At 61.2% G+C, this 24844-nt stretch carries 19 protein-coding genes and 2 pseudogenes; 7 read left to right on the top strand and 14 right to left on the bottom strand.

Annotated features, from left to right (window positions below; translation table 11 throughout):
* Positions 1–56: 56 nt before the first annotated feature.
* From HX812_RS07020 to HX812_RS06995, 6 genes are read right to left on the bottom strand one after another with little or no spacing between them, the layout of a single operon-like run.
* Positions 57–1727, bottom strand: coding sequence for an acyl-CoA synthetase family protein (locus tag HX812_RS07020; protein WP_038846463.1), 1671 nt, complete (start codon positions 1725–1727; stop codon positions 57–59).
* The gene (locus HX812_RS07015) at positions 1724–2269 is read right to left on the bottom strand and encodes a membrane protein (RefSeq protein ID WP_038846466.1); all 546 of its coding nucleotides are present in this window, start codon (positions 2267–2269) and stop codon (positions 1724–1726) included. Before HX812_RS07015 ends, HX812_RS07020 begins: the two co-directional genes overlap by 4 nt.
* Positions 2266–2520: an acyl carrier protein gene (locus HX812_RS07010; RefSeq protein WP_016979215.1), complete on the bottom strand. Its 255-nt coding sequence runs from the start codon at positions 2518–2520 to the stop codon at positions 2266–2268. Before HX812_RS07010 ends, HX812_RS07015 begins: the two co-directional genes overlap by 4 nt.
* 9 nt (positions 2521–2529) lie before the next feature.
* Entirely contained in the window at positions 2530–2799 is a 270-nt protein-coding gene (locus tag HX812_RS07005) for a phosphopantetheine-binding protein (RefSeq protein ID WP_014716603.1), read from the bottom strand.
* Positions 2777–3589 carry a 1-acyl-sn-glycerol-3-phosphate acyltransferase gene (locus HX812_RS07000; RefSeq protein WP_038846467.1) on the bottom strand — a complete coding sequence of 271 codons (813 nt, stop codon included), beginning with the start codon at positions 3587–3589 and terminating at the stop codon, positions 2777–2779. Before HX812_RS07000 ends, HX812_RS07005 begins: the two co-directional genes overlap by 23 nt.
* Positions 3565–4284 (bottom strand): beta-ketoacyl synthase chain length factor, encoded by a 720-nt coding sequence (locus HX812_RS06995; protein ID WP_038846469.1) that lies wholly within the window; start codon positions 4282–4284, stop codon positions 3565–3567. The genes HX812_RS07000 and HX812_RS06995 overlap by 25 nt, the downstream gene beginning before the upstream one ends.
* A gap of 348 nt (positions 4285–4632) precedes the next feature.
* Here HX812_RS06995 and HX812_RS06990 point away from each other — a divergent pair, with 348 nt between their 5' ends.
* Positions 4633–5403, top strand: coding sequence for a ParA family protein (locus HX812_RS06990; protein WP_016979218.1), 771 nt, complete (start codon positions 4633–4635; stop codon positions 5401–5403).
* A 352-nt stretch (positions 5404–5755) separates the two neighbouring features.
* On the top strand, positions 5756–5983 hold the full coding sequence (locus HX812_RS06985; RefSeq protein ID WP_038846472.1) for a DUF6124 family protein: 228 nt from the start codon (positions 5756–5758) through the stop codon (positions 5981–5983).
* Here the strand turns inward: HX812_RS06985 and trxC are convergent.
* Positions 5971–6405, bottom strand: coding sequence for a thioredoxin TrxC (gene trxC, locus HX812_RS06980; protein ID WP_033897789.1), 435 nt, complete (start codon positions 6403–6405; stop codon positions 5971–5973). The genes HX812_RS06985 and trxC overlap by 13 nt on opposite strands.
* Positions 6406–6642: 237 nt before the next feature.
* Here trxC and HX812_RS06975 point away from each other — a divergent pair, with 237 nt between their 5' ends.
* Together HX812_RS06975 and HX812_RS06970 are read left to right on the top strand one after the other, a co-directional pair.
* On the top strand, positions 6643–6942 hold the full coding sequence (locus HX812_RS06975; RefSeq protein WP_033897790.1) for a type II toxin-antitoxin system HigB family toxin: 300 nt from the start codon (positions 6643–6645) through the stop codon (positions 6940–6942).
* On the top strand, positions 6939–7340 hold the full coding sequence (locus HX812_RS06970; protein WP_038846491.1) for a type II toxin-antitoxin system HigA family antitoxin: 402 nt from the start codon (positions 6939–6941) through the stop codon (positions 7338–7340). Before HX812_RS06975 ends, HX812_RS06970 begins: the two co-directional genes overlap by 4 nt.
* Before the next feature lie 39 nt (positions 7341–7379).
* On the opposite strand, the gene selO is transcribed toward HX812_RS06970, so the two are convergent.
* The 5 genes and pseudogenes from selO to HX812_RS32335 all read right to left on the bottom strand — a co-directional run.
* Positions 7380–8843 (bottom strand): protein adenylyltransferase SelO, encoded by a 1464-nt coding sequence (gene selO, locus HX812_RS06965; protein ID WP_038846477.1) that lies wholly within the window; start codon positions 8841–8843, stop codon positions 7380–7382.
* Between the two features lie 48 nt (positions 8844–8891).
* The gene (gene mscK, locus HX812_RS06960; protein WP_038846481.1) at positions 8892–12275 is read right to left on the bottom strand and encodes a mechanosensitive channel MscK; all 3384 of its coding nucleotides are present in this window, start codon (positions 12273–12275) and stop codon (positions 8892–8894) included.
* A gap of 49 nt (positions 12276–12324) precedes the next feature.
* Positions 12325–14067, bottom strand: coding sequence for a potassium/proton antiporter (locus HX812_RS06955; protein ID WP_038846484.1), 1743 nt, complete (start codon positions 14065–14067; stop codon positions 12325–12327).
* 327 nt (positions 14068–14394) lie between these two features.
* A pseudogene (locus tag HX812_RS32340) lies at positions 14395–14994 on the bottom strand (methyl-accepting chemotaxis protein); the annotation flags it as partial.
* Between the two features lie 303 nt (positions 14995–15297).
* Positions 15298–15954 (bottom strand): annotated as a pseudogene (locus HX812_RS32335) (MCP four helix bundle domain-containing protein); the annotation flags it as partial.
* 344 nt (positions 15955–16298) lie between these two features.
* On the opposite strand from HX812_RS32335, the gene HX812_RS06945 reads away from it, so the two are divergent.
* Both HX812_RS06945 and HX812_RS06940 read left to right on the top strand, forming a co-directional pair.
* Positions 16299–16529: a hypothetical protein gene (locus HX812_RS06945; protein ID WP_038844376.1), complete on the top strand. Its 231-nt coding sequence runs from the start codon at positions 16299–16301 to the stop codon at positions 16527–16529.
* On the top strand, positions 16526–16819 hold the full coding sequence (locus HX812_RS06940; RefSeq protein WP_016977202.1) for a cell division protein ZapA: 294 nt from the start codon (positions 16526–16528) through the stop codon (positions 16817–16819). Before HX812_RS06945 ends, HX812_RS06940 begins: the two co-directional genes overlap by 4 nt.
* Here HX812_RS06940 and HX812_RS06935 read toward each other — a convergent pair.
* Positions 16816–18618 carry an acyl-CoA dehydrogenase gene (locus HX812_RS06935; RefSeq protein WP_038844378.1) on the bottom strand — a complete coding sequence of 601 codons (1803 nt, stop codon included), beginning with the start codon at positions 18616–18618 and terminating at the stop codon, positions 16816–16818. The genes HX812_RS06940 and HX812_RS06935 overlap by 4 nt on opposite strands.
* 141 nt (positions 18619–18759) lie before the next feature.
* Positions 18760–22713: a trifunctional transcriptional regulator/proline dehydrogenase/L-glutamate gamma-semialdehyde dehydrogenase gene (gene putA / locus HX812_RS06930; RefSeq protein ID WP_038844380.1), complete on the bottom strand. Its 3954-nt coding sequence runs from the start codon at positions 22711–22713 to the stop codon at positions 18760–18762.
* Between the two features lie 460 nt (positions 22714–23173).
* Between putA and putP the strand changes: the two genes are divergently transcribed.
* Positions 23174–24658, top strand: coding sequence for a sodium/proline symporter PutP (gene putP, locus HX812_RS06925; protein ID WP_038844382.1), 1485 nt, complete (start codon positions 23174–23176; stop codon positions 24656–24658).
* Positions 24659–24844 lie beyond the last annotated feature (186 nt).

Genomic DNA, 24844 nt, shown 5'->3' with positions numbered 1-24844 from the left:
CCTGGGTTGGGAGCGCTTCGCACTCCAGCGGGAGCAAGCTCCCTCGCCACAGAAATCTACTCACTTGGCATCTCCAACAAAATCCGGCCGCTGGAGCAGGCCGCGACGCCGTTGCGGTAGGCGAAGTACAACTTGCCGCGCTCCCGGTCGAAGCGCAGATGCAGCTCTATTGCATCGCCGGGGCGGACCAATTGCTGGAACTTGAGCACTTCCATCCCGGCAAACGTTGCCGGTAAATCGAGCAGTTGCTGGCCCAGGTTGAACGCCCATTCCACCTGCACCACGCCCGGCAATACTGGGGTGACCGGAAAGTGCCCGCTGAAATAGGCCAGGTCTGGCGGGACGCTCAGTTGCAAGGTCCATTCGCCATCGGCTTCGACCTGCTCCAGTACTTCCGGGGCTTTCGGTCGTGGTGCCAACAACAGCGCCTCGACCTGCGCCTGGGGCAGTTTGCCTTGGCTGTTCAGCGGCAACTGTCTCAGCAAGCGCCAGCGCCGCGGCAGCGCCAGGGCTTCGCAATGTTGGCTCAAGTGTTGGCGCAGGGTTTGGGTGAGCGTGCGCCGCCCCTGATTGCGCAAGGCGTGCAGGCCTTCGGCACTCAACACCACCAGGGCGCCAAGGGACGCGCGGTTTTCCTGCACCACACCCAGGCGCGTTTCCGCGACCCACGGGTGGGTCATCAATGCGTGTTCGAGCATGGGCAGGGAGATGCGTTTTTCTTCCAGCTTGACGATGCGATCCAGGCGCCCGAGCAACTCGAAACGGCCATCGGCATGGATGCGCGCAGCGTCGGCGGTTTGTTCGACGTGCCCTTCAGGCAGATACGGTGAAGCGATGCGCAGGGCGCCGTCGGCGTCCTGGCTCAGGTGCACGTCGGCAAACGGCTGCCACGGCTGCGCACCCTGGCGCCAGGCGATACCGCCGGTTTCCGAGCTGCCGAGGATTTCTGTGGGCCACTGTTGCAAACGGTCGTACAGGCTGCCAGCGGCTTCCACCGGCAATGCGCCGCCAGAGGAAAACACCCGTGACACCTGGCTCAGCGCCGGCCAGTCGAGGTTGTCGCCCATGCGCTTGAGCAACGCCGGGCTGGCGACCCAGGCGAACCGGGCCTGCTCGCGGCTGGCGCGCTGCAAGTCTTCAGGGAAGGCCAGTTGCTTGCGCACGAAGGTACGGCCGGCGCACAGCGGCCACAGCACGCGGAACAGCAAGCCGTAGATATGCTGGGTGGCGACGCTGCCGATGATGCAGGCGTCCTTGAGGTCCGGTCCCCACAGGGTTTCCAGGGCTTCGACCTCGTTGGCCAGTTGGCGCAGGGTCTTGTCGATGCGCTTGGGCTCGCCGCTGGAACCGGAGGTGCAAAGGCTCAGGTGGCAAGCGTCCAGATCAAGTGCGGCAGCGGTCAGTGGCGCCTGGTACAGCGCGTCCAGGTCTGCCGCTTCGGTCAGCCAGGCATCGACGGCCTCGTCCCAGCGTTGGCGGGTCTGAGGTTGCAGGTCGGCGGGCAGCAATACGCTGACCCCGGCGCGCCAGGCGCCCAGCAGGGCAATCGCCAGCAGGCCGGCGTCTTCCAGGTATACGGCCAGGCGCTGGATACCGCGTGCTTGCAGGCCTGCGGCCAGGCTCAGGGAATGCTCCCATAATTGAGCATGATTCATTGCAGGTTCGGTGGTGACCGGACGCTGTTCCAGCGGCTCAAGCAGCAAGTGCTCAAGTTTCAACCCATTCATACGCGGCCTCGAACCCTTTGTCGTACCAGCCATTCCACGGCAAACAACAGCCCCATCAGCCCGTAGGCGATCAGGCCGTTGTACAACGTCCACCAGCTCAGCGGCGCCCACAGGGTGAGGGCGGCGGCGAGCAGGCCATTACACAGAAAAAACACGCTCCACACCACGGTGACCTGGCGGGTATACACAATGGCATGCGGGGGCAGCACCGGGTCGGTCATGCGCGCCAGGCGCTCGACCATCGGCGGGCCGTATTTGAGGCTCAAGCCGAACAACGCCAGCATGAACCCGCTGACCAGGCTCGGGTACCAGCGCAGCAAGCGGGGGTTGTCGAACCAGGCCAGCAGCAGGCAGAACACGATCACCGCCACTGCCATCCAGCGGCTGCCGGGGCGTCGCGCACCGGTCAGCGCGCGCAGCAGCCACAAACTGCCGAGCAGCAGGCCGAATTGCCACGGTGCGAAGTGTTCGGTGCCGTAATACACCGCAAAGGGGTACAGCAGCCCCGCCAACAACAGGCCAAGGCCGATCAGCCGGCTCATGCGGCAGGCGTGACCAGACGGTACACCGCCTCAACCACGTCGTTGACGGTGCGCACGGCCTTGAATTCTTCGGCGGCGATCTTCTTGCCGGTCTGGCGCTTGATATGGTCGATCAAGTCGACGGCATCGATGCTGTCGATTTCCAGGTCCTGGTACAGGTTGGCGTCAAGGGTGACGCGTTCCGGCGGCAGTTCAAACAGTTCCACCAAGGCGTCGCGCAAGGTGTTGAAAATATCGTCACGAGTTTGCATGGTCCGGTCTCAAGCTGCCTGTCTGGCCGTGACGAACGCCGCAAGGCTGGCCACGTTGGTGAAGTGATTGCGGGTGTCCTTGGCGTCGGCATCGATCTTGATACCGTACTTTTTCTGGATCGCCAGGCCCAATTCCAGGGCGTCTACCGAATCCAGGCCGAGGCCTTCGCCGAACAGGGTCTGCTCGCTGCCGATGTCGTCGACGCTGATGTCTTCCAGGCCCAGGGCCTCGATGATCAGCGTCTTTATGTCGTGCTCAAGGCGGTGTTGGTCGCTCATCTTCGGCGAGCTCCTTAGTAAAATAGTGGTGCAGGTAATCGTTGAGCTTGCGTGAGGCTTGGGGCGCGGGCCCCTTTGATGCGAACGCCTGTGGTTCTATATCGGCACCCACCCGCAAACTGAAGTGCACGCGGCATTTTGGGATGCGATACCAGGGTTCGGCCTTGGTCAGCGTAGTGGGGCTGACCTTGATCACCACGGGGGTGATGATTGTCGCACCGCGCAGTGCAATGGCGGCGCCGCCGCGATGAAAGGCAGGCGCCGCGCCGGGTGTGGTGCGGGTGCCTTCGGGAAAGATGATCAGGGTCTGGCCGCCGCGCAGGGCATCCGCCGCCGCATCAAGCATTTCGGCGCTGCCGTCGTTGCTGATATAGCCCGCGTCGCGCACCGGCCCACGGGTGAAGGGGTTCTGCCACAGGCTTTGCTTGACCACGCAATTGGCCTGGCGCACCAGGCCGATCAGGAACACCACGTCGATCAACGACGGGTGGTTGGCGATGATCATCTGGCCTGGGCGGCCGAGGTTTTCCGCGCCTTCGACGCTGTAGGTGAGCACGCCGGCGCGCTGCATCAGGCGAATGAAGAACCAGAACAGCCAACTGATCGTGTGGCGGGCGCGGTTGCGGTGTTTGGCAGCGTCCCCTGGCAGGCAACTGAGCAACGGAAACACCAGCAAACGCAGGCACAGGCCGCCGAAGCCGAACAGCGCGAAGCTGGCGGCGGTAGCGAACAGGCGCCAGTAGTAGGCGTCCCGTGGTTTTTCGTTCAGGGCTTGCGTTGCCAGTTCCATACACGGTTCTTCCAGGCATGTTGGCAGGCGACCTGTTCGGTGAGCAGGGTGCGCAGCAGGTTCAGGGCGTGGGGCCACTGGGTTTGAGTGGGTTGGACAGTGCCGCTGTTCAGTTCCAGCTGCCACTCGTCGCCCGGCGTCAGCAGCAGGCCAAGGGCGTAGGGGAAGGGCACGTCGACAATCCAGCTGGCGTACGCCTCGGGCGGCTGTTCTTCGGTGATCACCAGCAATACGGCCGGGGCACCTTCGTTGAGCAGGGCGGCGGCTTCGAGCATGCCGTGTTCCAGACCATCGCCCGCGGCGGCGAGGGCGGTCATTTCGCTGGTTTCATTGCGCAGGATCGACCACAGGCCAATCACCGCGTTGTGCACCGACAGGCTGAACTGGGTCGGCGACAGCGGCTGGTCGTTGGCCAGGTCACTGAGGATGTCGAGGGTGCGCGGGGTCTCGCCATGCCGGGAGACAAACACCAGCGGCAGGTCCTGCAAACCCTCGGCCAGTGGCCAGCCCACGCTGAACGCCATGCGCGCCAGGCGGCTCAGGCGGCGGCGCTGCATGGCCGGCAGGAACGACACATCAGGGCTGGCATCGCTGGCGGGCAGCAACACCGGGGCCTGGCACCAGGCGCGCCAGTCGTCCACGCTATCGAGCCCTGGGGCCCAGGCGCGCCATTGGGCGATGTTGAAGTTGATCACTGAGAAGTTATCCCGCCCCTGCGGGCTTCCATGTGCGACTTTTGGCCCCGAATACCGGGACAGGGAACAATAGTCGAATGGCGCGCATTATCCCGGTGCCGTGGGGTTCTAGCAAACTTTGGTAAAGATTTGTGCACGGTTGATTACAAAATAGTGGAAAGGATTTACAGATTGTCCTTTACCAGGGGCCTGATTGGATTGTCGGACCGTTCTTTTTAATCTGTCGGTTGCGTATGACAGACAAGTCGCCCATCGCCCGTGATGCAGCAGTGCATGGATGAACGAGGTAGCTAACAGGCGCTTTTGCCCTCTACACTCGGACATTCATTGATACACGGAGGTTTTTCCATGCGGCGTGTGGTGTTCAATCAGAAAGGCGGGGTTGGCAAGTCCAGCATTGCCTGCAACCTGGCGGCAGTCAGCGCCAGCGAAGGTTATCGAACCCTGTTGGTGGACCTCGATGCACAAGCCAACTCAACCCAGTACCTCACGGGGCTGACCGGCGACGATATCCCCATGGGTATCGCGGATTTTTTCAAGCAAACCCTGTCTTCCGGGCCGTTTTCCAAGAAGAACAAGGTGGATATCTACGAAACCCCGTTCGACAACCTGCACGTCATCACCGCAACCCCGGAATTGGCCGACCTGCAGCCCAAGCTTGAGGCCAAGCACAAGATCAACAAGCTGCGAAAGCTGCTGGATGATCTGAGCGAGGATTACGACCGGATCTACCTGGATACACCGCCAGCCCTGAATTTTTATGCGGTTTCGGCGCTGATTGCCGCTGATCGCGTGCTGATACCCTTCGATTGCGACAGCTTCTCGCGCCAGGCCCTTTATGGCCTGCTGGCGGAAATCGAAGAGCTGAAGGAAGACCACAACGAAGGCCTCGAAGTGGAAGGCATCGTGGTCAACCAGTTCCAGGCCCGCGCGACCTTGCCACAGCAAATGCTTGATGAGTTGATTGCAGAAGGCTTGCCGGTATTGCCGGTGTACCTGGCCAGCTCCGTGCGCATGCGTGAGTCGCACCAGGAGAGCAAGCCGCTGATCCACCTGGACCCACGGCATAAGCTGACGCAGCAGTTTGTGGAGTTGCATAACCTGCTGGAAAACGCGTGATTGATGTCGATCCTTCTTACAGGGGGTGTAGGAAGGGTCTGGCTATAGGGGTTAAGCCTTGTAACGTTGCCTACAGGTACTCCAGAATCCGCTGGCTTGTGCGTCTGGAGGGATGTCTCTTAAGGTTCTTCGGTCACTGAATGTTCAGTGATCGGGTTTAGTAGCCCAACCGACCAAAGCATTTACACCGCCCTAAAAGCATGGCGTTTTATCGCCTATCTTATGGTGGCTGTGCGCAGGGCACTTTCGGGTGCGCCGGTCTTTGCTTTGTTCTCCGGTCTACTAACCTGCGTACAGCTGCCGCCCTTCGTTTAGTAGCGAAAAGGTGGCAGCCCTATCAGAGAACAAATGCATGTCTATTAATCTTTTCAATGTGGCACCCAACCTCCCCACCGAAACCCTCGTCCTCAACAGCTACGAAACCTTCTCCTCCGTCCGCACCCTGTTGCTCAACCTGTCCAACGACCTCACCGGCGAACACCGCGACGTGGCACTGGCGATCCACCAATTGAGCGAACTGGGCGTGCTGCTGGTCGGCCAGATGATGGACCGTGAAGCCCCGGTGGCTCACACCCCCTGACTGCGCAACCAGCTCATCAACTGGGGCAACGGAAACGCCCCACTCTGGCGCGCCACTTCGCGGCCGTTCTTGAACAGAATCAAGCTGGGAATCGAGCGAATCCCCAACTGCGCCGACAACTGCTGATTGGCTTCGCTGTCCAGCTTGGCCAACCGGCACTTACCCGCCAACTGCCCAGCCGCCTGTTCGAACACCGGTGCAAACGATTTACACGGCCCACACCAGTCGGCCCACACATCCACCAGCAACGGCAAATCGCCTTTGACCTGGCTGGCGTAGTCGCCTTGCTTCAGCTCAAACGGTTTGTTCAGTAAAACCGGCTGCTTGCAGCGCCCGCATTTGGGCGCATCGCCCAGGCGTTCGCCGGGGATGCGGTTGAGGCCGTTGCAGTGGGGGCAGGGGATGACGAGAGGTTCGGACATGGTGGAGCTCCAACGAAAGCAGTCAGTGAAGCTCAATGTGGAGTCGGGCGCAGGTGTTATCAAGTTCTGAAGCGGAGTTGCATATGCTCACAGATTTTTGCGCGTCGATTGCGCGCGCCTATCTAGGCTGTGAAAGCGTGCTCGACAAAGCGCCACCGGTCCGATCGGCTCTATAGCAAATTGCGATAGTCAGTGTTCGGGTATAACCTTCATAGCAAGATGCGATAGGGATGTTGCATGCGAGTGATCAGTGCGAAGCAAATACGAAATGCCAAGGAAAAATGGCCTCACTCAGCCAGTGCTCTGGATGAGTGGCATCGAAAGGTCAAAGTCATCAGCCCTGAAGATTTTGCGACGTTGAGAGCCGTTTTCCCTGCTGTGGATAAAGTTGGGGCACTGCATGTGTTCAATATCGGAGGCAACAAGCTCCGCCTTGTTGCCATCGTGCGCTATCGAATGCAGCGCCTCTATATCCGGCATATTTTGGACCATCGTGAATACGACAAGGGTAAATGGAAGGAGTCATGGGAAAAATGAGTGTATTGATCGAGCAAGTCGCCGAGCATTGGCAGTTCGTATCACCCTTGTTGCGTAAGCCGAAAACCGAGGCTGATTACGATGTGTTGGTCGAGGCGCTCGACGAATTGCTGGATATCGTGGGGGACGATGAAACCCATCCGCTGATGGGGCTGGTCGATATCATCGGTGACTGGGTTGAGGCCTACGACTTAGAGCATTGGCCAATACCTGAGGCGAGCGGTGTCGATGTATTGCGCTCAATGATGCAGGAGCATGGCTTGACGCAAAGTGACCTGCCTGGGGTCGGCGCTCAGTCGGTTGTTTCAGAAATCCTGAGTGGAAAACGCCAGCTGAACGTTCGGCAGATTCGTTGGCTGGCGGAGTTCTTCAAGGTCCCTGTGGATATGTTCATCTGATCACGATCAAGGCGGTGGGCGATCTTCTGGATAGGCCTCCTACGACGAACAACTAATCTCTAAATGCTTCCCCCAATCCGGCGGACGCTGTGCGTATTGCTCCATCCCTGCTTGCTCCTCAAACGGCTTGGAAAGCACCTCATGCAGCCGTCGCACCTCGCTGTAATCCCCGGATTCAGCGGCCGCGATGGCGTTTTGCGCAAGATAGTTGCGCAAGATGTACAGCGGGTTCACCGCGTGCATCCGCGCACGGCGCTGTTCCTCGCTGTAGTCCCCATCCCGTGCAACACGCGCCTTGTACTGCTCTGCCCAGGCATCAAACCCGGCCAGATCGACAAAGTCATCGCGCAACCGCGCCACGGCCAACGCCGCCGACTCATCCCCCAGGCGGCGGAAAAACAGGGTGTAATCCACGCCGCTGTTTTGCATCAGCTTCAATAAACGCTCGACCAGCTGCTGGTCATCGTCTTCGGCGGTGGTGAGTCCCAGGCGGCGGCGCATCAGGTCCAGGTAGTTCGCTTGATACAGCGGCAGGTACAGCCCAAGCGCTTCTTTCAAGGCGTCGACGCTGATAAACGGCGTCAGTGCTTGCGCCAATGCACTCAAGTTCCACTGTCCGATCGGCACCTGATTGCTGAAGGAATAGCGCCCTTCGTGATCCGAGTGGTTGCAGATGAAGTGCGCGTCAAAGTCATCCAGAAACGCAAACGGCCCGAAGTCGAAGGTGATGCCGAGGATCGACATATTATCGGTGTTCATCACGCCGTGGCAGAAGCCATAAGCCTGCCATTTGGCGATCAGCTCGGCATTGCGCTCTACGATTTCGCGGAACATCGCCAGGTACGGCTCGGGCTGTTCGCGGCACTCGGGGTAGTGCAGGTTCAATACGTGTTCGGCCAACAGTGCCTGCTGTTCGGGCTTTTTGGTGTAGTAGAAGTATTCGAAATGCCCGAAGCGGATATGGCTGTGTGCCATGCGCAATACCATCGCGCCGCGTTCCTGCTTCTCGCGCCACACGGGTGTGTCGGAGCCGATCACGCACAGCGCGCGGCTGCTGGGGATGCCCAGCGCGTGCAGCGCTTCGGAGGCCAGGAACTCGCGGATCGACGAGCGTAACACCGCGCGACCATCGCCCATGCGTGAATAAGGCGTCATGCCCGCGCCCTTGAGGTGCAGGTCCCAGTGTTCGCCGGCCGCGTTGTACACCTCGCCCAGTAACAGCCCACGGCCGTCACCCAATTGCGGGGTGTAGCCGCCGAACTGATGCCCGGAATAGACCATCGCCCGGGGCTCCGCTTCGGCCCACAATTTGTGCCCGCCAAACAGCTCGGCAAATACCGGTGTTTCGGCCACGGCGGGGTCAAGGTCGAGCAGGGCCAGGGCGGCCTCGCTCACCACGACCAGGCGCGGCGCGTCGAGGGGCTCAGGCAGTACGTGGGTCGAGAACGCGTCGCCCAGGCGTGCGAAGCGGTTGTCGAAGGTCAGTTCGTCGAGGGCTTTCACCGGCCATCTCCAGCAGAATGTCCGAGCATTCTGCTGGGGATAGCGCGGTTAGTCGAGTTTGCTCGGCGGCGGTTCAGGCGCGTCGTCGACTTTGCCGGGTGGCGGCTCGGGGGCATCTTGCTCTGTCGCAGGTCCGACGAGGGTCTTGCGGTCATCTTCGACCGGCACCAGTTTGTATTCCTGGCCGTGCATGTTCTTCAGGTACACCTCCATCTGCCGGAACGAGATGTTGATGTGCTGCTTCTTGAATTCGCGGTTGATGTAGCGGTTGACCTCGTCCAGCACCGGGTTGCGGTCACCCAGGTCGCGCACGTGCATGCGCAGTTCGTGGTCGAGGGTGCTTTCACCGAAATTGAGGAAGTACACGTGCGGTTCTGGTTCTTTCAGGACCCGCGGGTTTTCCCTGGCGGCCTTGAGTAACAATTCCTTCACCAAGTCCAGGTCTGAGCCGTAGTCCACGCCCAGTTTGAGGGTGACGCGGGTGATGGTGTCGGTCAGCGACCAGTTGATCAGTTGCCCGGTGATGAAGGTTTTGTTCGGGACAATGATGTCCTTGCGATCGAAGTCGGTGATCGTGGTGGCGCGGATGCGGATCTTGCTCACCGTGCCCGACAGGTTGCCGATGGTGATGGTGTCGCCGATGCGCACCGGGCGTTCGAACAGGATCATGATGCCGGAGATGAAGTTGGCGAAGATCTCCTGCATACCAAAGCCCAAGCCCACCGACAGCGCCGCCACCAGCCATTGCAACTTGTCCCAGCTCACGCCGAGGGTGGACAAGGTGGAGACGAAGCCGACGCCGGCAATCACATACGACAGCAGCGTGGTGGTCGCGTAGGCACTGCCCTGGGCCAGGTCCAGCTTGGACAGCACCAGCACTTCGAGCAGACCGGGCAGGTTGCGCGCCAGGGCGAAAGTGATGCCGATGATGATCAACGCGCCGAGCAGGTCACCGATGCTGATCGGCACCATGCTGATATTGGCGCCGGTGCCGCTGGTGTATTCGTACAACGTGACGTTATCCAGGTACGAAAACACCGAGATCAGGTCCGACCACACCCAGTACAGCGCCGCGATAAAGCCGCCGAGCAAGGCCAGGCGGATCAGGCGCATGGACTGTTCGTTGACCTGTTCGATGTCCAGGGTCGGTTCTTCGATCACCGCTTCACCGTCGCCGGCTTCCTTGGCGGCCTGGCGTTTGGCCAGGGCACGCGCATAGGCCAGGCGCCGGGCGGCAACGCCCAGGCCGCGAACGAAGGTGGCTTCGATCACCAGCCAGAACATCAGCAGGTACAGGGTGTTGATCAGTCGGTCACTGAGCTTGAGCGCGGTGTAGTAGTAGCCAAAGCACACGGCGATAAACAACGCGACCGGTAGCGCGGTAAACAACAGGCCCACAGCCTTGCGGAACAGCGAGGCTTTTTCATGGGTCGGGCTGTTGAGCAACAGGCGGCCGAGCAGCCAGGCCATCAGCGCGTAGCAGGTGAGTACCACACCAATGCCCAGCACGTCGTCGGCCAGCGCCGCCGGTTGGTGCTCGGCAATGGCCACCACGGCCACCAGCGCCAGTACCACCAGCCCGAGTTTGCGCACCCAGCCTTGCAGGAATTCGACCTGGGGTTTTTCCCAGCGAAAGTGCAACTCGGCCACGCCGCCCGGCGCCAGGATGCGATAAGCGGTGTAGAACACCAGCCAGGCCTGGGCGATCTGCAGCAGGGCCGAGCCAAGGTTGGCGTTTTGCCCACGGGCGTCGATCTGCAGCGCGTAGCCGCACAGCGCCAGGCCGAGGGACACCGGCATCGCCAGCAGGATATTGATCAGGATGGCCTGGGGCGTGTGCCACTGGCTGTCGCGCTTGAAGTGGCCAATATCCAGATGCACCTTGTTCAGGCGCTGGTATAGGTTTTTACGGCGCCATAGCAGCGCGCCAATCAACAGCAGCAGCGGGAGGAACAGCAGCGGGCGCTGGGTCAGGCCGTCATACAGCTCGCTGACGCTGGAGGCCCAGGGCAGGGTGGCGACTTGCTTGCTCAGGTGCGCCGGCACGGTTTCCAGCCATTCGGTGTCCAGCGGCTTGTTGCTGGGGATCCAGAACATCTGCTCATCCAGCGTCGCGCGCAGGGTGGTGGCGGTGCTGAGCAGTTGTTTCTGGTTCAGTTGCAGGGTGATGGATTCATTGAGCAGCGCGCTCAACTCACGACTCAGGCGCTCCAGCAGGTCGCTGCGGGTGATCGCCAATTCCAGCAGGGTGCGGCGCAGTTGCGGGGTGACGTCTTCCGGCGCTTGGTTCGCCAGCAAGTTATCCACATAGGCGCTGGGCGAACTGATCAGTTCGCGCTGCTGGTTCACCTCGAACTGGTACAGGCGAATGTTGGCAATGTCGTCCGCCAAGTCGCGGTCCACGGTCAGGCGTGGCAAGGCTTGTTTCTGTTTATAGAGAATCTTGGACAGCAACAGGCTGCCCTTGAGCACGTTGATCTGCTCGTCCAGGGCCGAATCGCTCTGGGTCACCGTGTCGAGTTGTTGCTTGGTTTTCAGGTTCTTCTGGGTCAGGTCATTGAGGCGGTCGGTGCTTTTGAGCAGGTAGTCGGACAGCTTCAGGTTGGCCGCGCTCTCGGTGGCGAGCAGGCTGCTGCCGCCGGCTTTTTGCGCTTCGATGGACTGCTGGGTCACCGTTTGTTGGGATTGGGCCAGGCGTTTCTGGTTGATCAGGGTTTGCAGGTCCTGGATCTCTTGTTCCAGGCGCGCGGTTTTTTCCATTACCAGGTCGTGCTGGCTGTTGCCCAGGTCTTGCAGTTGGCTGTTGCCGGCCAGTTCCTGGCGGCGCAGCGGGATCAGTGCGTTGAGGGCGGCGAGCTCGGCATTGAGTTGGTTGCGCTGGTCGCCGCTGAGAGCCTTGCCGTTGTCTTTGCCGGCCTTGAGGATTGAATTGATCTGCAGGATGCGCGTCTGGCTGCTGCTGATTTCGGTCTGGGCGCGTTCGGGGCGGGTCTGGGCGGCGATGGACAGGCTGTTGGCGTCGGCCAGTTCTTTTTGCAGGTCGCCTTGTTGGGTGGTGCGCTGCACCAGCAGTTGCTCCAGTTGCGGCACCGGCAGGGTGGCGTAGCGCTGGGCGACCGGGATGATTTTGGTGGCCTTGAGCCGGGTCAGCTCGCGCTGGTTGTCGGCGGTCTGGCGCGGCGCGTCTTCCAGCTGGCGCTTGAGGTCGACCAGGCGCTGCTCGTAATCCTGCTGGTTGCCCAGGTAGGTCAGGGTCTGCTGCAGGATGGTCTGCAGGGCCTTCATGTCGGCGTCGGGCAGCTTGCGGTCGGGCAGCTTGTCCAGGGTTTGCTGGATGGCGTCGGCGCTGGGCGGGTCGGCCGCGTGAACGGTGCCGACACAAAGGGTCAAGCCCAGCAGGGCGGTGGCGAGGAACGTGCACAGGGTAGGCATAGAGACCGGTCTTGCAAGGTGAAGAATCGGGGCGTCGTCGCCCCGCAGTTTAGAGGAAGAGTCCGGGGCCCGGGCGACTTCCTTCGGGGAATCTGACGCCCACTTTGCCGATCTTGTTCCCGTCCATGACCGCGACGGTCCAGATGGTGTTGTTCCACTCCACCTGGTCGCCGACGATGGGCGCGCCGCCGACTTTCTGGGTGATGAAACTGCTCAGCGGCATGTCCGGGTCGATGCCCTCCAGCTTCAGGCCGTACAGCGCGGAAACCGCGCCCAGCTGGGCGTCGCCTTCCAGCACGAAGTCGCCGAAGAAACGCAGGTCCAGACCGCGTTGCGGGGCCTGGCTGAACAGTTTGCCCAGGGCCGGCAGGTTGTGTTCGTGACCGATCACACAGAGCAAATCGTCGACTTCCAGTACGGTACTACCCGACGGATGGAGCAGCTGCTGGCCACGGAACAGCGCAGCGATTCGCGTACCTTCAGGCATTTTCAGCTCACGCAGGGCGGCGCCGATGCACCATTTTTCCGCGCCCAGGCGATAGACGAACAGCTCCCACTCGCTGGTGACGTGCACTTCCAGGGCAGCACGGGAAATCGGCGCCGGGTCCGGCGGTACGGTGACTTTGAGCAGCTTGGCCACCCACGGCAGGCTCGTGCCCTGCACCAGCAGCGACACCAGCACGATAAAGAACGCCAGGTTGAAGTACAGCTGCGCGTGGGGCAGCCCGGCCATCAGCGGGAACACCGCCAGAATGATCGGCACCGCGCCGCGTAGGCCGACCCAGGCGATAAAGGCTTTCTCACGACCGTGGAACGCCTTGAACGGCAGCAGGCCGACCATCACCGACAACGGCCGTGCAAACAGGATCATCCACAGCGCCAGGCCCAGGGCCGGCAACGCGATGGGCAGCAAGTCATGTGGCGTGACTAGCAGGCCCAGTACCAGGAACATGCCGATCTGCGCCAGCCAGGCCATGCCGTCGAGCATGTGCAAAATGCCATGACGGCTGCGCACCGGGCGGTTACCGATCACCAGGCCGCACAAGTACACGGCGAGGAAGCCGCTGCCGTGCAGGGCGTTGGTCACGGCGAAGACGAACAGGCCGCCGGCGATCACCAGGATCGGGTACAGGCCGGTGGCCAGGTTGATGCGGTTGACCATTTGCAGCATCAGCCAGCCACCGCCCAGGCCGACCACGCCGCCGATGCCGAACTCGCGCACCAGGTGAGTCAGCAGACTCCAGTGCAGGCCGGTCTGGCCGCTGGCCAGCATGTCGATCAAGGTGACGGTGAGGAACACCGCCATGGGGTCGTTGCTGCCGGATTCGATTTCCAGGCTGGCAGTGACCCGTTCGTTGAGGCCCTTGCCGCCGAGCAGCGAGAATACTGCCGCTGCGTCCGTGGAGCCGACAATCGCGCCAATCAACAAGCCTTGGATGATATTGAGGTCAAACAGCCAGGCCGCAGCCATGCCGGTGAGGCCGGTGGTAATCAACACCCCCACCGTGGCCAGCGACAACGCCGGCCAGAGTGCCACGCGGAAACTCGCCACCCGTGTGCGCAAACCGCCATCGAGCAGGATCACGGCCAGGGCGAGGTTGCCCACCAGGTAGGCGGTTGGGTAGTTATCGAAGATGATGCCGCCGCCATCGACGCCGGCGACCATGCCCACGGCCAGGATGATCACCAGGATCGGGATACCCAGGCGGGACGAAAGAGAACTCACCAGAATGCTCGCACTCACCAGCAACGCGCCGATCAAGAACAGGCTGTTGATGGTCGTCGCATTCAAAGGCAGTACTCCATGAGCAAACAAGACGGGGCGCAAACTGACCATGCAGTCTGCGTGCCAGCGATTCTAACCTGTTGAATTGCTGCGCTGTCAAAAAGCTTTTTCTGATTCGTGCAGGGTTAATGTGGAAGCTGGCTTGCTGTGGTGGGCAGGGCCCTTGGGGTGAGCAGGCTTGTTGTGGTGAGCAGGCTTGCCCTGCGCTGGGCTGCGAAGCAGCCCCAAAACCAGTCACCGCGTACTGTCTGTGAGCAAGAGGTGTTCCTGTTAGGGCTGCTTCGCAGCCCAGCGCAGGGCAAGCCTGCTCACTACAGGGTTCTGTGGTGTTCGTTAGAGGCGGAAGCGGCCGACCATTCCGTTCAAATCCACCGCCAGGCGCGACAGCTCACTGCTCGCCGCACTGGTCTGGCTGGCGCCGGTCGCTGATTGCACCGACAGATCGCGGATATTCACCAGGTTGCGATCCACTTCCCGCGCCACTTGGGCCTGCTCTTCCGCTGCGCTGGCGATCACCAGGTTGCGTTCATTGATCTCGACAATCGCGGTATTGATGGTATCCAGCGACATGCCGGCGCCTTTGGCGATGTTCAGCGTCGATTCGGCGCGTTCGGTGCTGTTGCGCATCGAATCCACCGCGTGCTCGGTGCCAGCCTGGATACTGCCGATCATCCGCTCAATCTCGCTGGTCGATTGCTGCGTGCGATGGGCCAGGGCGCGCACTTCATCGGCCACTACCGCAAAACCGCGACCGGCTTCACCGGCACGCGCCGCTTCAATCGCCGCGTTCAGGGCCAGCAGGTTGGTCTGGTCGGCCAGGCCGCGAATCACATCCAGCACCTTGCCGATGTCGCGCGACTCGTTGGCCAGGTCGCCAATCAGCGTGGCCGTGGCCTGCACGTCGCCGCTCATGCGTTCGATGGCGCTGACGGTTTCCTGCACCAGGTCACGGCCATCGCCGGCGGAGGTGGTGGCATTGCGCGAAGCTTCGGAGGTGCTCACCGCATTGCGGGCGACTTCTTCGACGGCGCTGGTCATCTCGTTCACCGCCGTGGCGGCTTGTTCGATTTCGTTGTTCTGCTGGGTCAGGCCACGGGCGCTTTCGTCCGTGACGGCGTTCAGTTCCTCGGCAGCCGACGCCAACTGGGTCGCTGACCCGGCGATGCGTTGCAGGGTGTCGCGCAGCTTGTCCTGCATCTTGGCCATGGCGGCCAGCAGGCGCCCGGCTTCGTCGTTGCCGTCGACCTTGATCGGCCGCGTCAGGTTGCCTTCGGCCACTTCTTCGGCGGCTTCGAGTGCCTGGGAAATGGGCAGGGTGATGCTGCGGGTCAGCAGCCAGGCGAACAGCAGGGTCAGCAGGGTGGCGATCACCAGCAGGCTCACCACCATGTTGAAGGCCATGTTGTATTGGTCTTCGGCGTCTTTATTGGTAGCCAGGGCCATCTTGTTGTTGATGTCCAGCAGACGGGTGAGCACGGCGTTGACCTGCTCGGAGTTGCTCAGCAGCTCGGTGTTGAGCAGGGCGCGCAGTTCCTCCACTTGATTGGCGCGCGACAGGCTCTTCATGCGCTCTTCAATCTGATGGTATTGGCCCAGCAGGCGCACGTATTCGTCGTAGGTCGAGCGCTCTTCGCTGCTTTCAATGAGTTTTTCGTAGATGCCCTGGGCGGTGCGAATCTGCTGGTTACGCAGTTCAAAGGCTTCCAGGGTCTTTTGCTGAACCTCCGGCTCGCGGTTGGTCAGCAGGCGGTACGACAGCACGCGCAAGCGCAGGGTCAGCTGGGTGAATTCATCGAGGGCACGAATGCTCGGCACGCTGGACAGGGTGATGTCTTCGGTGGCGCCACGGATCTTGCTCATCTGGTTCAGGGCAAACACACCGAGAAACAACATCAACGCGCCAATAAACGCGAAGCCGAGGAAGGCCCTCGGAGCGATATTCATATTACGAAGCGACATGCGGGAATCCTGGGGGAGAAGCGCGATCCGTGCGGCCATGAGACGGGGTGTCCCTCTCTATCGGTCGTACGACTAAAGTCTAAAGGGGCGTGTGCGGTTTTGTCGCATCTGACGAGGGGTTTGGCCGATTCAGGAACCAGATCCGGTAAATGCAGTCACTAAGGCTCGAAAGTGCGGCCCGGCCCTTAAAAAACGGGCTGCGCGCCGGGGATAACCCTGGCATCCGAGGTGAATTTTCTTTATCGTCACCGCCCTTTGAAAAAGCCCGAGAAATCAAAATGTTAGAAGCATCCCTCAGCCAATTGGAACAACTGGTCAGCGACCTGGTACAACAGAATCAGGACCTGCTGGGCTCCAACGAATCCCTCAAGGCGGAACTGGCCCGCGCCAAGGACGAGAACGACAGCCTGCAACTGAACCTGATGGAACAGGAAGAAAAGCACGGCGCCACCGCCGCGCGCATCCAGGCGCTGGTTGAGCGTGTGAGCGCAGGGCCTGTCGGCGCATGAGTGAAGGGATAAAGGTCGTTTCGATTCTCGGAGAGGATTACTCGATCAAGGCTCCGGCCGGGGAAGAGAAAACCCTGATGCACGCCGTGACCCTGCTCAAGGCGTCCCTGGCCACCACCAAGAAGAAGTACCCGACCCTGATCGGTGACAAGCTACTGGTGCTGGCGGCGCTGAACCTGTGTGCCGAGCAGATCGAAATGCAGCAGGCGCACCAGCAGGAACTCGACCGTTACCAAGAGCAAGTCAGCGCCACGGTCGATGTGATTTCCAAGGCGATCGGAACGCCTTAGAACCACTCATCTTGCATGCCGAGGCACGTGTCATCACGGGCCTCCAAGATTGCCAGTTCATGATGGCAGCTCGGCACTTCCCAGGTCAGGAAGTACCGGGCGGCCTGGAGCTTGCCTTTATAGAAGGCCACATCCGCCGCATTGCCCTTGGCCAAGCCGGCTTCGGCGCGAATCGCCTGTTCCAGCCAGCGCCAGCCAATCACCGTATGCCCGAACACCTTCAAGTACAGTGCCGAATTCGCCAGGCTGCTGTTGACCTTGCCGTGGGCGAGATCCGTCAGCAAACCGAGGGTGACGCTTTGCAGGCGGTTGACCAGTTGTTCCAGCGGCTCCCTCAGCGCGTTAAGGCTTGGGTATTCCTGGGCGCGGGCGCCGGTTTCGGCGATCAGTCGGATGAGTTGCTTCAAGCCCGCGCCGCCGTTCTGCGCCAGTTTGCGCCCGAGCAGATCCAGGGACTGGATGCCATGGGTGCCTTCGTGGATCGGGTTCAGGCGGTTGTCGCGGTAATACTGCTCCACCGGGTATTCGCGGGTATAGCCGTGGCCGCCGAGAATCTGGATCGCCAGTTCGTTGGCCTTGAGGCAGAACTCCGACGGCCAGGATTTGACGATGGGCGTGAGCAGGTCGAGCAGTTCGTGGGCTTGCTTGCGCTCGGTTTCGGTGCCTAGTGTGGTGGTGTCGTCGAACAGCCGCGCAGCGTAGAGGCCGAGGTCGAAGGCGCCTTCCACGTAGGATTTTTGGGTGAGCAGCATGCGCTTGATGTCCGCGTGCTGAATGATCGAGACCGGTGCGGTCGTGGGATCTTTACTGTCGGGCAGGCGACCTTGCGGGCGTTCGCGGGCGTATTCCAAGGAGTAGAGGTAGCCGGCGTAACCGAGCATGACCGCGCCCATGCCGACACCAATCCGCGCCTCGTTCATCATCTGGAACATGCAGCTCAACCCCTGGTGCGGCTTGCCCACCAGATAGCCGACGCAATTCCCGTTATCGCCGAAGTTCAGCGCGGTAGACGTGGTGCCACGCCAGCCCATCTTGTGGAACAGTCCCGCCAGCAACACATCGTTGCGCTCGCCCAGGCTGCCGTCGTCGTTGACTAGGAACTTGGGCACGATAAACAGCGAAATGCCCTTCACCCCGGCCGGCGCGTCCGGCAGTTTGGCCAGCACCATGTGCACGATGTTTTCCGACAGCGGGTGGTCGCCGCCGGAAATGAAGATCTTGTTGCCTTTGAGTCGATAGCTGCCGTCAGTCGCAGGCTCTGCGCGTGTACGAATATCTGACAGCGAAGAACCGGCGTGGGGTTCGGTGAGGGCCATGGTGCCGAAGAAACGGCCGTCGATCATCGGTTGCAGGAAGCGTTGTTTCTGATCCTCGGTGCCGAAGCTTTCAATCAGGTTGGCGGCGCCCATGGTCAGGAACGGGTAGGACGTGGATGCGGCGTTGGCCGACTGGAAATGCGCAAAACAGGCTTGGGACAGCAGGGTCGGCAGTTGCATGCCACCGGCTTCGAAACTGCGCGCGGCGTTGAGAAAGCCGGCTTCCAGGAAAGCGTCCACGGCGGGTTTCACTTCCGGGATCAGGATGGCCTGGCCGTCTTCGTAGCGCGGTTCGTTTTCGTCGTTCTTGCGGTTGTGGGGCGCGAAATACTTCTCGGCGATAGTGCGCGCGGTGCTGATGGCCGCGTCGAAGGTTTCACGATTGTGGTCGGCAAACCGCTCGCGCTGGGTCAGACCCTCGGCATCGAGGACTTCATACAGCTCGAAAGCCAGATTGCGGGAACTGAGCAGCGTCTCGGACATGGCGGCTTACCTTTAAAGGAATTGGCCTGAGTCTAAGTGCGCGAATGGAGGGTGGATAGCAAGATTGATTTGGGTGATGGAAGGCCAGAACAAACTCGGTTCCTGTGGGAGCTGGCAAGCCAGCTCCCACAGGGTTTACCGTTAGCCGATGGTCATCAGGCTAGCGTTACCGCCCGCGGCTGCGGTGTTGACGCTCAACGCCCGCTCGATCACCAAGCGCTCCAGCGCAATCGCCGTCTCGTCCTGCGACAAGCCATGCACGCCGACAATCGCGCCACCACGCTGCGCCACTTGCTGGCACACCGCACGCAATTGATCGGAATCACCGTGATGCAGAACAGCGTCAAACACCACGTCGTCCTTGGTCCAGTCGGCCACGCGCTTGATCTTCGCCTGAATCTCTTTAGGCAGGCGTGGGAACAAGGCCTTGGTCAGGTCGGATTCGGGCCATACCGCCGAGCCGCCCACAGCCAACACTGCCGCCAGCTGCGTCAGCAGATCGCCTTCCACTTCCGCCAGGCACAGTACGTGCTCGCGGGGCAGGATGGCGTAGCTGTTGCGTTCGCCGGTCGGGCCAGCCAGTTGGCGGGTGATACCGCTTTGCGATTGCGCGGCGAACTGGCTGCACAGGGCACTCAGGTCGCTGAACTTATTGCTGTCGGCCCAGGTTTTCAGGGCGGTCAGCGGCTGGCTCATGGCGTCACGCAGGCGCACGTCCGGTGCGGCCAAGGCGTCGCCGCGTACGAAGGATTGCTCAATGGCATCCGTAGGACGCGTCGACAGCAGGCGGTACAGGTACAGCGGGCCACCGGCTTTCGGGCCAGTCCCCGACAGACCCTCGCCGCCGAAAGGTTGCACGCCGACCACAGCACCGACGATGTTGCGGTTCACATAAACGTTACCGGCGTTGACGTTGTCGATCACCTTGGCGATGGTCTCGTCGATACGGGTGTGTACGCCCAGGGTCAGTCCGTAGCCGGAAGCGTTGATCTGGCCGATGAGCTGGTCGATCTCTTTGCGCTTGTAGCGCACCACGTGCAGCACTGGGCCGAAGATCTCGCGTTGCAGTTCGTCGAAGCTTTCCAACTCGATCAGGGTCGGCATCACGAAGGTGCCACGCTTGATCTCTTCACCGTCGGCAATCGCTACCTGGTACACATTGCGGCCTTTGTCGCGCATGGCCTGGATGTGTTTCTCGATGCCGGCCTTGGCTTCGGCGTCGATCACCGGGCCGATGTCGACGGACAGGCGCTCCGGGTTACCCAAGCGGCATTCCGCCATGGCACCCTTGAGCATTTCGATGACACGGTCTGCCGAATCTTCCTGCAGGCACAGTACGCGCAGGGCCGAGCAGCGTTGGCCGGCACTGTCGAAGGCCGAGGACACCACGTCGATGACCACTTGTTCGGTCAGCGCCGAGGAGTCGACGATCATCGCGTTCTGGCCACCGGTTTCAGCGATCAACGGGATCGGACGGCCCTGGGCATCCAGACGACCGGCGACGTTGCGTTGCAGCAGGCGCGCCACTTCGGTGGAGCCAGTGAACATCACGCCTTTGACGCGATCATCACCCACCAGGCGGGCACCGACGGTTTCGCCCTGGCCCGGCAGCAATTGCAGCACGCCTTCCGGAATACCGGCTTCCAACAGGATGCGCACGGCTTGCGCGGCGACCAGCGGGGTTTGCTCGGCAGGCTTGGCCAGTACCGGGTTGCCAGCAGCCAATGCGGCGGCGACTTGGCCGCTGAAGATCGCCAGCGGGAAGTTCCACGGGCTGATGCAGACCACCGGGCCCAGCGGGCGGTGGGCGTCGTTGGTGAAGTCGTTGCGTGCCTGCACCGCGTAGTAGCGCAGGAAATCCACGGCTTCACGCACTTCGGCGATGGCGTTGGCGAAGGTCTTGCCGGCTTCGCGAGCCAGCAGGCCCATCAGCGGTTGGATCTCGCCTTCCATCAGGTCGGCGGCACGTTCCAGGATCGCAGCGCGCTCGGCGGGCGGGGTGGCCTGCCAGATCGGGCCAGCGCTGATGGCGCACTGGATAGCGTTGTCGACGTCTTGAACGGTGGCTTCTTGCACATGACCGACCACGTCACGCAGGTCGGACGGGTTCAGTACCGGTGCTGCGGGTTGCTCGCTGGAGGCGCAACCGAGCATCGGCGCCGCTTTCCAGTGGTTGTGCGCGGTGGCCAGCAAGGCGCAGGACAGCGACGCCAAGCGGTGTTCGTTGGCCAGGTCGATACCGGCCGAGTTGGCGCGCTCGCTGCCGTACAGGTCACGCGGCAAGGGGATGCGCGGGTGCGGCAGGCCGAAGCCGCCTTCCAGCGTGGCCATTTGCTCGATGCTGGCCACTGGATCGGCCACCAGCTCCTGAATGGAGATGGACTGGTCGGCAATGCGGTTGACGAACGAGGTATTCGCGCCGTTTTCCAACAGGCGACGCACCAGGTAAGCCAGCAGCGTTTCGTGGGTGCCAACCGGTGCGTACACACGGCACGGACGGTTCAGCTTGCCTTCGGAAACCTTGCCTACAACCTGTTCGTACAGCGGTTCGCCCATGCCGTGCAGGCATTGGAATTCGTACTGGCCGGGGTAATAGTTCTGACCGGCGATATGGTAGATGGCCGACAGCGTGTGGGCGTTGTGCGTGGCGAACTGCGGGTAGATGACTTCCGGCACCGACAGCAGTTTGCGTGCGCAGGCAATGTAGGAAACGTCGGTGTACACCTTGCGGGTGTAGACCGGGTAGCCCTCCAGGCCTTCAACCTGGGCGCGTTTGATTTCGCTGTCCCAGTACGCGCCTTTTACCAGGCGGATCATCAGGCGATGGCGGCTGCGGCGCGCCAGGTCGATGACGTAGTCGATCACATACGGGCAACGCTTCTGGTAGGCCTGGATCACGAAACCGATGCCGTTCCAGCCGGTCAGTTGCGGTTCGAAGCACAGGCGTTCGAGCAGGTCCAGGGACAGCTCCAGGCGGTCGGCTTCTTCGGCGTCGATGTTCAAGCCGATGTCGTATTGCTTGGCCAGCAGGGTCAGGGACAGCAGGCGCGGGTACAACTCGTCCATCACGCGCTCGTATTGCGCACGACTGTAGCGCGGGTGCAGGGCCGACAGCTTGATGGAAATGCCCGGGCCTTCATAAATCCCACGGCCGTGGGACGCTTTGCCGATCGAGTGGATGGCTTGTTCGTACGAGGCCAGGTACTTCTGCGCGTCGTGTTCCGTCAGCGCGGCTTCACCGAGCATGTCGTAGGAATAGCGGAAGCCTTTTGCTTCGAACTTGCTCGCGTTGGCCAGGGCTTCGGCAATGGTTTCGCCGGTGACGAATTGCTCGCCCATCAGGCGCATCGCCATGTCGACGCCCTTGCGGATCATCGGCTCGCCGCTCTTGCCGATGATGCGGCTCAGGGACGAGGTCAGGCCCGCTTCGTTGTGGGTGGCGACCAGTTTGCCGGTCAGCAGCAGGCCCCACGTAGCAGCGTTGACGAACAGCGACGGGCTGTTGCCCAGGTGCGGCTGCCAGTTGCCGGTGCTGATCTTGTCGCGGATCAGTGCGTCGCGGGTGCCCTTGTCCGGGATACGCAGCAGCGCTTCGGCCAGGCACATCAGTGCCACGCCTTCCTGGGACGACAGGGAAAATTCCTGCAGCAGGCCCTGAACAATACCGGCACGGCCGCCGGCACTCTTCTGGTTACGCAGTTTTTCGGCGATCGAGGCGGCCAGCTTGTTGGTGGCGTCGGCCATCGGGGCCGGCAGGCGAGCCTGTTCGATCAGCATCGGCACCACTTCCGGCTCAGGGCGGCGGTAAGCGGCGGTGATCGAGGCGCGCAATACGGATTGCGGCAGGATGCTCTCGGCGAACTCAAGGAAGCACTGGTGGGCGTGGTCGGTCTGGACCTCGCCTGCATCGTCGGCGTCCTTGCTGCTCAAACCATTGAGTTCGGACAGGGTTGCACCACCCTCCAGTTTCTCCAGGTAATTGAAAATCGCCTGCTTGATCAGCCAGTGCGGCGTGCGATCAATGGAGGTCGCGGCAGCCTTCAGGCGCTCGCGGGTCGGGTCGTCGAGTTTGACCCCAAGGGTGGTCGTAGCCATTTTCTTATCCTCATGGGTGCCACTACCGAGTGGCATCAGCTGGCGGCAAGATTAGCTTTGCGCATGCATAGGTGCAACCGGGTGCAACCCTTTTTATTCAGGAAAATTTCGATCGTGATCGGGAAAGAAACACACCGTCGACGGATTCCGCTCCTCCTTGGTGCGTTTGCTTCTGAGATCGGCTGTTCTTGCTCCGAAAAGGAGCAAAAACAGGCTGTTTTCCGCAAAACATATCCAGGTGCAACTTATTCTCACGAAACTGGTTGCATCTTATTTGCTTTGTTGAATAGCATTCGCGCCCAAGGTGCAACCACCTCAACGAGTCGGTTCATCGGCTGACGGCTTTCCTGGGGAAACGTCAGTCATAAATGCGCGGCACGCAGCTACGTCTACCTACTTCCAGTGGGTGGCCGTCTGACAGACCGCTGCTACATAAAAACAAAGCCAGGGCGTCACTCTTATGAGCGTTAGTAATCCAACCCTGATCACGTTCGTGATCTACATCGCAGCAATGGTGCTGATCGGCTTCATGGCCTATCGCTCCACCAACAACCTTTCCGATTACATCCTGGGCGGTCGCAGCCTCGGTAGCGTGGTGACTGCCTTGTCGGCCGGCGCTTCCGATATGAGCGGCTGGTTGTTGATGGGCCTGCCGGGCGCGATCTACATGTCTGGCTTGTCGGAAAGCTGGATCGCCATCGGCCTAATCGTCGGTGCCTACCTCAACTGGCTGTTCGTTGCCGGTCGCCTGCGGGTCCAGACCGAGCACAACGGTGACGCCCTGACCCTGCCGGATTACTTCTCCAGCCGTTTCGAAGACAAGAGCGGCCTGCTGCGGATCATCTCCGCCGTGGTGATCCTGGTGTTCTTCACCATTTACTGCGCTTCCGGCATCGTCGCCGGTGCCCGTTTGTTTGAAAGCACCTTCGGCATGTCCTACGAGACTGCCCTGTGGGCCGGTGCTGCAGCGACCATTGCCTACACCTTCGTCGGTGGTTTCCTGGCCGTGAGCTGGACCGACACCGTACAAGCCACCCTGATGATTTTCGCGCTGATCCTCACGCCGATCATCGTGCTGCTGGCCACCGGTGGCGTCGACACCACGTTCCTGGCGATCGAAGCCAAGAACCCTGACAACTTCAACATGCTGAAAAACACCACCTTCATCGGCATCATCTCGCTGATGGGCTGGGGCCTGGGTTATTTCGGCCAGCCGCACATCCTTGCGCGTTTCATGGCTGCGGATTCGGTGAAGTCGATTGCCAAGGCACGTCGCATTTCCATGACCTGGATGATCCTGTGCCTGGGCGGCACCGTGGCCGTAGGCTTCTTTGGTATTGCCTACTTCTCGGCGCATCCGGAAGTGGCAGGTCCCGTGACCGAGAACCACGAGCGTGTGTTCATCGAACTGGCCAAGCTGCTGTTCAATCCGTGGATTGCCGGTGTACTGCTGTCGGCCATTCTGGCGGCGGTGATGAGCACCTTGAGCTGCCAACTGTTGGTGTGCTCCAGCGCCCTGACCGAAGACTTCTACAAGACCTTCCTGCGCAAAAACGCCTCCCAGCTTGAGCTGGTATGGGTCGGCCGCCTGATGGTGCTGCTGGTTGCACTGATCGCCATCGCCATGGCTGCCAACCCGGAAAACCGCGTACTGGGCCTGGTGAGCTACGCATGGGCTGGCTTCGGTGCCGCGTTCGGCCCTGTGGTGCTGATCTCGGTGATCTGGAAAGGCATGACCCGCAACGGCGCACTGGCCGGTATCCTGGTCGGCGCGATCACTGTGATTGTGTGGAAACACTTCGAACTGTTGGGTCTGTACGAAATCATCCCAGGCTTCATCTTCGCCAGCCTGGCGATCTACTTCGTGAGCAAGATGGGCGCACCGACTGCGGGTATGGTCGAGCGTTTTGATGCTGCGGAAAAAGACTACAACCTCAATAAGTAATTCGCTGGGCGTTTAGTGCCAGGTGAGTTGAAAGAAAGGCCCGCGTCCTACGGATTGCGGGCCTTTTTTTACGTGCGTTTTACGCCGCTCCGAAGAGGATTCAGACGCGTCTGTGTAGGGCTTTACTGATTTATCCGGGGCATGCTCAGCCAGGGGGAGCCGTGATGCAGAATCGGTCCTCCACAC

The sequence above is a fragment of the Pseudomonas sp. IPO3749 genome (genome assembly GCF_013386605.1).
Classification (GTDB): Bacteria; Pseudomonadota; Gammaproteobacteria; order Pseudomonadales; family Pseudomonadaceae; genus Aquipseudomonas; species Aquipseudomonas azotoformans_A.
Note: the sequence above shows the minus strand (reverse complement) of the source record. Positions and strands in the feature narration are given on the sequence as shown.